8 protein-coding genes and 1 pseudogene are annotated in these 12,185 nt (G+C 62.2%); 1 reads left to right on the forward strand and 8 read right to left on the reverse strand.

Annotated features, from left to right (window positions below):
- Positions 1-356 precede the first annotated feature (356 nt).
- From ACK4SV_RS15475 to ACK4SV_RS15510, 8 genes are all read right to left on the reverse strand, one after another.
- Complete coding sequence (locus ACK4SV_RS15475; RefSeq protein ID WP_409918747.1) at positions 357-920, reverse strand: hypothetical protein; 564 nt, start codon at positions 918-920, stop codon at positions 357-359.
- Between the two features lie 60 nt (positions 921-980).
- Entirely contained in the window at positions 981-1,559 is a 579-nt protein-coding gene (locus ACK4SV_RS15480) for a hypothetical protein (RefSeq protein WP_409918748.1), read from the reverse strand.
- Between the two features lie 113 nt (positions 1,560-1,672).
- Positions 1,673-2,536, reverse strand: coding sequence for a Stf0 family sulfotransferase (locus ACK4SV_RS15485; protein WP_409918749.1), 864 nt, complete (start codon positions 2,534-2,536; stop codon positions 1,673-1,675).
- Between the two features lie 131 nt (positions 2,537-2,667).
- On the reverse strand, positions 2,668-3,207 hold the full coding sequence (locus ACK4SV_RS15490) for a hypothetical protein (RefSeq protein WP_409918750.1): 540 nt from the start codon (positions 3,205-3,207) through the stop codon (positions 2,668-2,670).
- A gap of 48 nt (positions 3,208-3,255) precedes the next feature.
- Positions 3,256-3,537 carry a hypothetical protein gene (locus tag ACK4SV_RS15495; protein ID WP_409918751.1) on the reverse strand — a complete coding sequence of 94 codons (282 nt, stop codon included), beginning with the start codon at positions 3,535-3,537 and terminating at the stop codon, positions 3,256-3,258.
- A gap of 70 nt (positions 3,538-3,607) precedes the next feature.
- Positions 3,608-4,345 (reverse strand): sulfotransferase family 2 domain-containing protein, encoded by a 738-nt coding sequence (locus ACK4SV_RS15500; protein ID WP_409918752.1) that lies wholly within the window; start codon positions 4,343-4,345, stop codon positions 3,608-3,610.
- A 63-nt stretch (positions 4,346-4,408) separates the two neighbouring features.
- The gene (locus ACK4SV_RS15505; RefSeq protein WP_409918753.1) at positions 4,409-8,359 is read right to left on the reverse strand and encodes a glycoside hydrolase family 99-like domain-containing protein; all 3,951 of its coding nucleotides are present in this window, start codon (positions 8,357-8,359) and stop codon (positions 4,409-4,411) included.
- 87 nt (positions 8,360-8,446) lie between these two features.
- Positions 8,447-11,509 carry a hypothetical protein gene (locus ACK4SV_RS15510; protein WP_409918754.1) on the reverse strand — a complete coding sequence of 1,021 codons (3,063 nt, stop codon included), beginning with the start codon at positions 11,507-11,509 and terminating at the stop codon, positions 8,447-8,449.
- A gap of 398 nt (positions 11,510-11,907) precedes the next feature.
- On the opposite strand from ACK4SV_RS15510, the pseudogene ACK4SV_RS15515 reads away from it, so the two are divergent.
- Positions 11,908-12,185: pseudogene (locus tag ACK4SV_RS15515) on the forward strand (hypothetical protein); the annotation flags it as partial.

Raw genomic sequence — 12,185 nt, forward strand, 5'->3', positions numbered from 1 at the left:
TGAACGCCTTCTGCGCGTCCGTGAACTTCGATGCTCGCATCCTTCTGTCTCCTCCCAGCCAGGTTCCAGGATACCGGAAACTCCAAGCCGAAACGATCCAGTTTGTTGGGGGCAGAGCACGCCCTGCACCGAATGACGTCTCAATCAGCATGGCCGCCGCGCCGGGCGCCTGTGCGTGCGCAGAACGGCACACCGATACCGGGCGCGCCCTAACACATCGCCGCTGGACCGAACAGGCAGCGTCTCACCCGCAGCCCCACTCCCTGTTAGTGCCGGTCATGGCTGAAGCCGGCCAGCGGGGCCTGGAAGCATCATTTGGGTGGTCTCAGCGCGGGTGCCGCAGTGTCCCGGCGCACTCAAGGCGCGCCAAGGACCTCGACGTTGATAGATCTGATCGTCAGGCGGTGGCCATTGGGGTTGATCCCGATGAAGTCGCCAAGCCCCTGTTTCATTGGGGGCACATCATATTCGAACACCGCAACGCGCGCTTCCGGCCCGGTTTCAAACGCCATCCAGCCGCTGTTGCCGACCTCATTGGTCGAATAGGCGAGATAGGCCTCGCCTGCCGTTTCGGAGGATGTGACCAGATGAATGCGGATCCGGTTGCCCGAGGCCGCAAGTTCAACGGCGTCGGAAACCTGGAAGCTGAGGCCGGCCGTCTTGCCGCCGCTGGCGACGCGGCCGGGCAGGGCGCCGGATACGGTGACGCACCCGCCCTCATCCAGTTCAGTCAGGAGGCCGTCCGGAACGATGACCTTCTCGAGGCCACCGGAATAAACCTCCCTACCCGGAAGCTGGACGGCCGGGGCCGGAGCGGCGGAAGGCGCCGGGCCGGGATCAGCGAGGCTCACAGCCCCTGCCTGGGACTCCGCCGGCTTGCCGGCTTTCGATTTCTTGCCGCCGGAAAACAACTTCCACATGATGCCTCGTCCCCTTGAAACCTGCTGCCTGACCCTGCCACCCCGCCAGCCTGGGGCCGGCTAGCCGGCCACTTCAACCGCGATCAGCTTGACGGTCAGCGTGTGGCCGTTGGGATCGATCCCGATGAAATCTCCGTTACCCAGGTTCATCGCCGACACATCATACTCCAGCGTTGTGACCTTTTCTTCCCTGCTCACCGGAAAGGACATCCAGCCGCTATTGCCGACTTCATTGGTCGAGTAGGCGAGGAAGGCAACGCCGTCGGCCTCGCTCGAGACCACGACATGGATGCGGACGAGGTTGCCCGATGCCGCCATCTCAACCGCTTCCGGAACGGGGAAAGAAGCGCCGCCCGTCCGCCCGCCGGATACCGGCCCGTCAAGCACGCCCGACAAGACGAGGTGGTTGCCCGCCGGCGTCAATGAAGCGGTAAGGGCAGGCGGAATGACGAGACCATCGAGGCCGCCGCGATAGATCGGCGTGCCGCGCGCTGCTGTTTGCGCGACCAGGTCAACGACCGGGGCGGCGGCCGCCGGGGCAGGCGCATCGGCCGCGTCCGGATTGGTCAGGTTGAGCTGGTCGCAGCCAGCAAGGGCCATCGACAGGGCCAAAGCTCCGAAGGCAAACCGGTAACGCATGCGATCACTCCTAATCCAGCCACGCTCGCAATCCCTTATTGAATAAGGATTGAGGCGGCAAGATGGTACCTTCAACGGAATCAGCAGGACCGGAGATTCTGCCCGCCTATACTTCACGCATACGCTGCGATCTGCTGCTTTATTTCTGCGGGTGTCAGGTGCGCGCGGGCGGAATAGATGTTGTTCAGGACCCCGGCAAACTTGACGGTGAACGCCTGTTCCCGAGCAGAATAAACGCTTTTGTCGAGTTTTGCGGTCCCGTCAGTCACGGATGCGATGTCGGGCTGGGCTTCAGGGCGGATGAAATGGCACACGCGGGTCAGCAGCGCAGATTTGGAATCGAAGATTTCTTCATAGTATATCCGAAGAGGATGTATGTTGTTCTGAAGAAAAAACTGCTCCAGCGCCTGCTCCTGCCCAACAATGTGCAGTATTTCTGTCCAAAGATCGGCATCCGACACATCGACTTCCGATGGCTTTGTTTCGGGCGCGGCTTTTTTCTGGGAATTCTGAAAATCGTGCCAGACGCCTGATTTTTTGGCAACGGCGAAGGAAAGCGCCTGCTTGACGAGGTTCCAGCGCCGCATGTCGATCCACGAAAAATTCGTTCCGGAGAAGGTTGCCTTCACATCGACGAGGCGCGAGAGCGCGAACAGCCTGTGCGGATTGATCTTGAAACCAAAGCATCCGTTATCGGAGTATTTGTCGACGACCCCGCAGAACACGTCTGAAAAGTCCTGCGCCTCTTCGAACTTCCACTGGTGCGGAAGGACGACTTCGCTGAAATATTCCCGAGGATTTCCGAAACCGTTCAGCTGGGACAGGGCCGTCGCGAGCCAGGTCGAGCCTGATCGCCCTGTCATGACGATCATGTAGCCGCGATTGACCCGCGGCGTTGCAAACGCTGCTGACAGGTCCAGCGGCTGCCCCGGCAGGCTGACGGACTTCGAGGCGAGGAATTTCTCAATGTCGCTCATGGGCAGGTTTCCTGATGTCTCTGCTCGGGGCTGCAGGCCGCAGTAAACGGCCATACAATCTGTATACGCAATGGAAAACGGTCTGGACGGCGGACGATACCAGTATCCTCAGCCCCCCGTCCGCCAAGGTATCAGGCCTTGTAGTTGACGCGCGCCGCGACGGCCGCAAAGGACGGATCCCGCTCCAGTTCCGCCAGATAGGCGGCCCGGATGATGCGCGCGACAGCTTCATCGTCGCGGGCCGGATTTTCCTCCCGCGCCACTTCCACCTCATGTGCTTCGTGCGGGGTTTCCAGAAACTCAATAATCGTATCGAGCTTGTCCTTCGCTTCTTCGATCTGAACCGTCATGGATTTATTCGGATGGGCGGCGCAGAAATCAGCCAGATAGCCCGTGGTTTCCTTCCACCGCGCCATCTCCTTGCGCACCTGTGCAATGATCACAACACGCCGCTCGACTTCGCTGAGGTTCTTGTTGAACACTTGCGGGCGCCAGGCGCGGACGGTGCTGCTGATCGTGCTGAATGGATGGCGGACGGCGTGGATGACCTTCGTCTGCGGAAAGAGTGTCAGCATTCTCTCCGGAACGCCGGAGTTCAGACCATACCGGATTTCCTTGAAGCCCCAGCGCGTCTTGCCCGCCGGAAGACGCTGCGAGAACAGGGAGTGCACCAGGTCGCGTTCAGCCCGTGTCAGGTCGTCCTTGGAGAAGGGGCTGATCTAGGCGGCGCGTGTGCCGTCGCGCTTCAGGGTCTTGTACGGATCTTCCTTAGCATAGGGAAAGCTGAATTCGTTGAGGGCCTTGCTCTTGTGCGGAAGGCTGAAGGCATGAAACAGACTGCGGAGCATTCCGTCATGCTCGCCCCAGATCCAGATATCCGAGATGCCGCACAGCGCTGTCTGAAGGTAAGTGGAGCCGCAACGGCCTGTGCCCAGAATCATGATCGGCCGGATATCATCAGCGCTCGTATCTGCCTTTGGCGGGGTCGCTTGCTTCTGCATCGGTGGCATCCAGAGGTATTGTTTCTGTACGGAGCAGCCCGTTCTGGGCCGCTGAAGGTGTGAGAATGGTTCAGCTGCCCAAAGGTGTCCTGCTCAGCCAGTTGTAAACTGCGAAATCGTCAGCCAGCCGCAATTCGATGTTCCGCCGCGCCTCTTCCGAAAGGTATGTGGGGAACAGCGCGGCGCCATTCTCATAGTTCGACTGGTAATCGCCTTTGGATTGGGGAACTGGCTTCTTGCGCTCCGGCACGTGGCCGAGCACAGACGCATACAGACGGTCCAGATCGTCGGCGAGCGATGCAACATCCACCACAAACATCCGGTCTGCCGGCACCGATTGCAGCAGGGGCAGCGGCGTGTACCAGGCCTGGCCAAAACCCATATGCGCGAAATGCGAGAATTTGAACGCGGAATCCCGGGTTTCAGGATCGTCCGACCCAAGAGCAATCCCGAGTTCGTTCACGGTCGGAAACCTCTTGTACCACTTGTCGTAGTTGGTTTCCTTTTCCTTCTCCTTGAAGTGCAGGTTGTGTTTGTCCCAATTGAACGCGGAGACGAACCGCCCGACAGGCTCCCGCTTGGCGATCAGGATATCAAACTGGTCTGCATTATCGCGCAAGGCCTGCTCGATGAGCTGGTTCGCATTGTAGACGTGCATCTCGAACAGTGTGAACCGGTCATCGAGATGGCTGTAGAGGTGGCGGCCAATGCTCTCGCCCGCGCATTTTCCGACATGAATGAACAGGATGCGCCGGCCTTCCGTGGCCAGCATCGTTTCGACATCCGGATTGATCTTTGATCGCATCATGTTCTTCGACTGCAAGCCCGGCCCCTTTTTCTGTTTCCGGTATAGGGACGCTCGGCCCGCTGTCTACTGACTTTTCAGGTGCCGCTCACAGGCCTCGAGGTGCTGGCGCTGCATGTCCCGCCGGTAGGGGGGCAGGTCCACCTGCTTGCCGGTGTAGGCATGCATCGAGGCGATCTCGCCGAGGTGCTTGTCCACCTTCAGGGCGTGGGTGACGCTGACCTTGTGGCGGCGGTGGGTGTTCAGCGGCTCTGCCAGCCAGCTGATCCGGGCCCCCGGCTGCGCGCAGATCTCCGCATAGAGCCGCCAGTCCCCGGCCACGCTGTAGCCGTAAAGCTCCTCGCCCACGCTGTCGAAGGCCGCCAGCAGGGCATCGCGCCGGAAGATGACACCCGAGACATTCAGGATGACATTCTTCACCGACAGGAACCGGGCCAGGAAGTCCCGGCCATCCATGGCGAAGGATGCATTGAAGGCGTTCGGCTCGGCCTCGTTGATATAGGGCACATAGCTGTCGCCCGTTGGCGCCCCGGTTTCATCGATCTGCCGGCTGTCCGTGAAGCCCAGCACGCTGCCATCCCGCTGCATCCGCGCCACCAGGCGGCTGACAAAGGCCGGGTCGGCGAGGTCGTCGGCTTCGGCAATCCAGAGATAGTCCCCGCGCGCGAGCTCTGCCGCCTTGCGCCACTGGCGGAAGGCGGAGCCGGTGTTCTGGGCATTGACGTGCAGGTCGATCTGCCGGCCCGCGGCTTCGGCGGTCTGCCGGATCACCGCGATGCTGTTGTCGGGTGAGGCATCATCCAGGACGATCACCTCCTTCAGGGGGATGTCCTGGTCGAACACGCTCTGCAGGCGCGGGCCGATATAGGCCTCGTACTTGTAGTTGGGCACCGCCGCCGAGACGGCCGGCAGGCCTGGGATCAGCCGCTGGGCGAGGCCGAACACATAGGACGGGAAATGGAAGCTCCGGATGATCTCTTGGCGCTTCGCCTCGTTGTCGGCGGCCCGCGGGGTGTCGATCAGCTCATTGAAGGCGGTCGCTGCGCCATTCGGATTGTCCGGCGCCAGAAGCACACCGTGCTGGCGGATCAGGTCGTCGCAGCCGCCGCAGCCTTCATGCCCCACGACCGGCAGGCCGCAGGCGAGCGCCTCCAGCACGACAGAGGGGAAAGGATCCTCGCGGGAGGACAGGTAGAAGGCGTCGGCCGCAGCGAAGAAGCGGGCAACATCGTCGCGGTGCCCGATGATCCGGACGCGCTTTGCGAGGCCGGTCGTGTCGATCTCCGGCAGGAACCAGTTGCTTGCCTCGCCCGAGGGCGCGCCCGCCCAGATGAACGCCACATCCTCCCGGACGCTGCACAGCGACAGGCCCGCCGACACAAACCGGTCGATGCCCTTGCGCAGGTCTGCATAGCCGACCCCCAGCACGATGCGGGTGTCAGGCGACAGGCCGAGCTCTGCGCGCACGCCATGGTCTCCGCGCGGCATCTCGATGACGCTGGTATTGTAGAGGCCCTGCGGGAAGATCTGAGGATTTTTGGGCCGCAGCCCGGCAACCGCCTCGAACCCGTCGCGGACGACTTCGGCCGGAAAGATCGCGTAGTCTGAATGCTGCGCGATTTCGCGCGCATCCTGGGCAAGCCCTGCACTGCGCAGGAGGTTCGGCAACTCATGGATCAGCGAGACGGTATTTAAGCCGGCTTCCTTCAGGTCCCGCACGATCCGTCCGGCGACGGTCGTGTTGGTGATTGCGATCGAGAAACCCTGCTCCTTCAGGCTGCGGGCAAGGTCTGCCTGGCTGCCCTCGAATGTGTCCGCGAACGTGACCGGGCCGATCTGTTCCATGGTTTCGGTGACGGTCACGTGTGAGCCGTCCAGCGTGTAGGAACTCAGGATGAGGAAGGAGACCTCGATCCCGAAATTATTCTTCAGTGTGCTGCCGATATGGCACAGCAGTTTCTGGGCGCCGAAGGCAAACGTATCATGGCCAACCAGCAGGATCTGCTGCTTTGCCGGCACCGTCAGCGGTTCGGCAGGTAGCTCGGTGCTCTCTTCCCGCTTGAACACGACCCGCGAGAGGCTGTTGAGATAGGCCGAGCCATAATGCACGTCGGGCTCGAGATAGGCGCCCTCGGCCCATTCGTTCCAGGCATTGATGCAGACGAAGGGCTCTCCGTGAACCGGCGCGGTCTCGGCCTGCTGGACGGCCCATTCCAGCCAGTCGGAGAACAATTCCGGCGTGGAGTATGCGGTGATCGTGCTCCGGCCGGGCCGGCGTGCGTCATTGTCCCAGGACGGAAACACCGTCCGGATCAGAGGAAAGTCCGGTTTCGGATCGCTCTTGGCGGCCTCGACGATGCTCTCATAGGTCGGCACAGAGCCCGAAAACCTCGCGTCGAACAGGCCGACCTTGTGCTTGATGTCATGAACCTTGTTCAGAACCTTGTGCGGCGGAAACTCGATCGCGCCATCAAGACCGAATTCCCTCGGGTCATTGTCGCCGAAGGCCTGCGCCTGGAAGATCAGCGGATCAAGGCCATGGCGTTCGCGGAAGATGTTCCGCCATTTTTCCATGCGATCGACCGTGTCCGGAATATGTCCGGGCCGGTAGATGAAGAAGAGGGGACGGTCGCCGATCCGGATATAGCGGCGATCCTTCATGTGGCGGGCGACATCGTCAATGAAGGGGATGTCGTCCTCCTCCAGATATGTCTGTGCAAGGATCATTTCCTTTTCCGAGCCGTCCCATGTCCGGGTCCAGTTCTCGTTCGCCCACATCAGGCAGATCGGAAAATCCAGCGTCGGGTCGGCGAGGAAACGCTCCATCGGCGTCTCGAGCACGCGCTTGCCGTCGAACCAGTAATGATAGAAACAGAAACCGTGGAGCCCGGCCGCCTTCGCCATCTCGATCTGGCGGCGCATCACATCGCTCTCGGCCAGGTCATAGCAGCCAAGGTCGCGCGGAATGCGCGGCTGGATGTGTCCCTTGAACCTCGGCATCGCGCGGGCCAACTGGCGCCATTCGGTGAAGCCCTTGCCCCATTGCTTGTCGTTCACCTCGATCGGGTGGAACTGCGGCAGGTAATAGGCCAGCACTTTTGCGCGCTTCTCGCGCCCGGCGCCGATCGATGGATCGAACTCCTCGAAATGCGGCCCCGGGGACACGGCAAAGGCCTGCGCATGATAGGTGCTGGAATCCGAGCCGGCGCCCATGATCGCGAGCGACCGGCCCTCATTTGCCCCGGCGATGCAATAATGCAGGAACGGGTTGATGCCGGACTGGGCCACATCCGGATGCATCGACTGGTAATGCCAGACCGAGAACCACGGCGTCGGATTGCGCCCTTCCTTCCAGCCCTTCTCAAGGAAGTGGGAGGCCGGATCAGCCGGGCGCTCGGCCTCGGCAAAGCCGCTCAGATAGAACTCCTCGTCGAAGAGTTCGAGGATCGCATCGCGGTCCGGATGCGGCGAGATGAAGGCTTGCTCGGTTACAGACGGCGGCGGCGTCAATTGCGGCGGGGCAGGTGCGGCCTCAGACTGGGCAGCGGCCGGTTTCTTCTCCGGCGCGGCTGCCTTCTTCTCCGCCGAGGCCGGCTGGGATTCCGCCGCGCCCCGAACGGGCAGGCGGCCCTCGTTGCGGCCAGACTGAAGGTAATGGAGCAGCGGGTTCATTCCGGAAGCGGCCACATCCGGATAGGTGTCGAGGTACCAGCCGGTGTCGAATTGCGGATGCGGATTGCGCCGCTGCCGCCAGCCGTGCAGCACATAATGCGTCAGCGGGTCCATGCCGGTGACTTCGACATCCGGATAGTTGCGGAAGTACCATTCGGTGTCGAACAGCGGCCCCGGATTGCGGCCCTCGGCCCAGCCGATGCTCATGTAATGCTCCACGGCGGATACCCCGGCCGCGGCGACGTCCGTGTAAGTCGCGAGGTACCAAGCCTCATCGACCAGCTGCGTCACGTCGACTGGCCATACACGGCCGGACCGCTTCGCCTCAATCAAAGATTCCTGCATGGATCCACCCGTATTGCCTCGTGTAAATTTGAGTCCTGCAGTGTCCCCTGCAGCCTCCACAGCACAACCGACCCGGTAAAGTAGCTGTCAGCGGAAAGTCAACAGCCTAGCGAGTCCTCGCAGCGGTTTCGTGATTTTCCACGAAGTACTTGTTTGTAATGCGTGCACCTGATGTCTCAACTGCTCAATCGTCTGGACCGCAAGGTAATTGTTGTGACGCATTTCTGACATTTGTTGCTGGGCCGTCTGCGCCGCCGCGAGGGCAGAGCGCAGCTCCGACAGTTCGGCTTCCTGTGCTTCTGCTTCGGCCCGCCTTTGCTGGTCGGCCAGCTGGTGATCGGTCTTGAGTGACAGAACCTCGCTGCGCGAGAGGCGCAGATTGCGGGTAGCTTCGTGCAGCGATGCCTGCAGTTCGGCGGCCCGCTTGGCCTCCGAGGCGATCTGGGCCTGCAGCAGGTTCTTGTCCTGCTCTGCCTGCTCCAGCAATTGCCCGCGCCGCTGGGCTTCATCGCCCCGCTGGGTGATCACCTCGTCTTTTTCAGCCAGGCGCTGAACGAGGCGGTCTATTTCAGTTTTCTGGACTTTCGCGGCTTCCTGAGCGTCGGAAAGTTTCGTCTGGAGGCCTGAAATCTTCGCGGTGAAGTCCGCTGCGGAGGCGGCAGCCTGGGCTGTTGCCTGCTCGAGTTTCTGCGTCAGTTCGCTGCGCATGAGGCGCAGCTCCTTGATCTTCGTCGACAGCTCTGCCGCGCGGGCCTCGCTGTCAGACTCCAGCGTTGCGACCGTCTGGCGAAGCGCGGCGAGTTCTTCGTCCTGGGCGGCAAGCGTGGTTTTGAGCTGCGCCGCTTCTGCCTCGCTGGCTGCTATCCGCTCTTGCGCGCCCTTGAGGGCGGCGCTGGCTTCGCGCGCACTGGTGTCCAGTGAGGCGATCCTGGCCTCTGCATCCGCATGGCTGGTGCGCAGGGCGGCGAGATCGCCGAGGGCCCCGTTCAGCGACGCCTCGATGGCGCTGCGCGCCTGCTCCAGGGCCTCAAGTTCCTGCTCGCGGGCGGCCGTTTGGGCCTGCGCTGCCGCGATGCTGTTCTCAAGCTCGGCAATCCGCGCGGCGGCCGAGGCCTTCTGCTGCTCAAGGGTCGCGATCTGCTCATTGCGCGAGGCGATGTCGGTTTGCGCGGCGGCGAGGCCGGCCTCGGCATCGGCGAGCGCCGTTCCGGTTTCCGTGGCGGTGGCTTCAAGGCCGGCAATCCGCTCTGCAGCCGAGGCCTGCTGCTGCTCCAGCGCCGCGATCTGTTCATCGCGCGAGGCGATGCTGGCTTGCGCAGCAGTATGCGCGGCTTCGAGCTCTTCAATGCGCCGTGTGGCGGCCGCGAATTTCTCGCGCAGCGGGCCCAGCTCTTCCCAGGCCCCTTGCAGGGACGCCTCAAGGTCTTTCCGGCCCGTCTGCTGCTCGGCCAGCTTGGCTTCCAAGTCTGCAATCCGGGCCTTGTCTGCTGCGGCGGTCTCTCGCAGAGGCCCAAGTTCGTCCCATGCGCCCTTGAGCGAGGCTTCCAGCGTGTTCCGCTCTTGCCGGATCTCATTGATCTGCTTGTTGCGCTGGCGGATCTCAGCCGCCGCCGCATCAATCTTCTCCTGAGCATCGACCAGTTTGGTGGCGGCGTCCTGCACGGCCGCGTCCAGCTCCGCGACACGGGCATCTGCCTCGGCCACTCTGGTCCGCAGGGGCGGCAGCTCGCTCCACGCGTTTTTCAGCGACGCGGCCATCTCTTCATTAGCTTCCTGAAGGCCGGCAAGCTGCTGGTCCCGGCTGGCAATGACCGCAGCAGATGCCTCGGCCCTGGCTTGTGCGTCTGCGAGTTTTGTTGCCGTGCTTTCGGCTGAGGTTTCGAGTTCCGCAATCCGCGCTTCGCCCTCGGCAAGTTTCGCTTTCAGCGGCGTCAGTTCATCCCACGCGCTTTTCAGCGAGGCGGCAACTTCGTCCCTGGCCTGCTGCAGGGCGGCAAGCTCCTGGTCCCGGCCAGCGATGATGGCGGCGGAGGCTTCGATCCGGGCTTGTGTATCAGCCACCTTCAGCGCCGTGGCCTGGACGGAGGCTTCCAGCTCCGCAATGCGGGTCTCTGCCGCTGCGTATTTCTCGCGCAGCGGAGCCAGCTCGTCCCAGGCGCCATTGAGGGAGAGCTCGACAGCTTCCTTGGCGCGCTGCAGCTCTGCCAGTTGCTTGTCGCGTTCTGCCTTTTCCTTCTCGGCCTGCGCAATCTTCCGCGCATCCGCCATCCGCTGCGACAGGAGCAGGTCGCTCAGCTCAAGCAGGTGGCTGTTGGTGGCCCAGAAGGCACCGATCTGGCGTCCGAGCCGTGGCGGCAGGTCGATATCCTGTCCCGGCGCTGCGTCTGCCCAGACAGAGAGCGCGCCGAACAGTTCCGGCACCACTTTCGGGATTCCGGATGCGCGCTCCAGTTCGCGCACGGAGATCCGGTTGTGTCGCAGATCAGGGGTCAGGAACTCCTCGGCATATTCGATATATGCCGGGCTGGTGGGCGAGGGCGAAGACAGGTCAAACGCGCCGGCGATGCGCTGCAGCTCGCCGCGAGGGTCTGCCATCAGGTTGGCATAGGATACGCAGACCCTGCGGCAGCCGGCCGAGTGCTCCAGCGCCGCCCAGCTGTATTTCAGCCAGAGCATCATCGCCTGCGTCTGTTCGATCCCGTCGCGCTTGCGCAGCGACTCGGCGACTTCCAGCGGGTTGCGCAAGGCCAGCAGGTATTGGTGATCGATGCCCAGATCGTCGAAGATACAGCGCCAGAACGGCAGCAGGATGGAGGTTCGCGGGTCCTTGAACGCGAAGAGGGGCGCGCCGGCGAGCTTGCGCTCCAGCAGCGCGCTCGCCTCGAACCGCTCGGATTTGAATTCATCGCGGACCAGGCGGCTGGCTTCGATCAGGGACAGCCTGCTCCAGCCATTGCCGAGCTTTTCCAGCAGTCTTTCATTGAAACGATTAACGTCGACGTCTTCCCAGAAGCCCTTTTCGTTATTGCCGGGAATAGCCTGGAAGAGGTGGTCGCCAAGCTCGACGCCAAGCGCGCGAAGGCCGCGTGTAATTGCGCTGGTGCCGCTCCGGTGCATCCCCAGAACCGCAATAATCTTTGGTTTCGTCATGTCGTCCTGCTTTCCACGTTCCGGTATAGGTCCGGCAATACCCGCAAGGGCAACAAATTCTCCAAATTGGCGAAGTTCTGGTCCTGATTCCCCTCACAGGCCTGCCAGCCAGAGCGCCGCCATCGCGCACCCGGCACCGAATACCCGCTTAAGCTGATCACTTGGTTTATGGCGTATGGCCAATTTGAGCTTTCTGCCTCCCATGCGTCCGGCGGGTGTCCTCTACCGGGAAACAGGTGTCCGGTATGGCCCTTTGATGGCATCATCCGGGCGTATTTCGAGCCATGTTCTGCGGCGAAAGGTTTGATTTTTCTGCTTTCGTGGCCAAATCGCCACAACCGGGACGAAAAGCAACTGGGCGCTTGAGCCACCCGTCCGATCAGCCTATCAGTTGCGTAATGTTTGGAGTCGCCGTGTCCGAAGCTGTCTACATCTCCAGGGGCGGACAGACTGACTACCTGGTCGGCCTCAAGGACCTGTATTCCGGACTGAAGCGGACCGAGCTCTGGCGGGCCTTCGCCTTCGACGAAATCCAGCAACGCTACCGGCGCAGCCGCCTTGGCCTCGCCTGGGTGGTCGTCTCCTACCTGATCTTCGTCTGTGCCATCGCGATCTTCTTCGGCGGCTTTTCCAGCAAGCAGGAAATGGATTTCCTCGCCCATGTGGCGGTGAGCTA

This window comes from Hyphomonas sp. (assembly GCF_046313735.1).
Classification (GTDB): Bacteria; Pseudomonadota; Alphaproteobacteria; order Caulobacterales; family Hyphomonadaceae; genus Hyphomonas.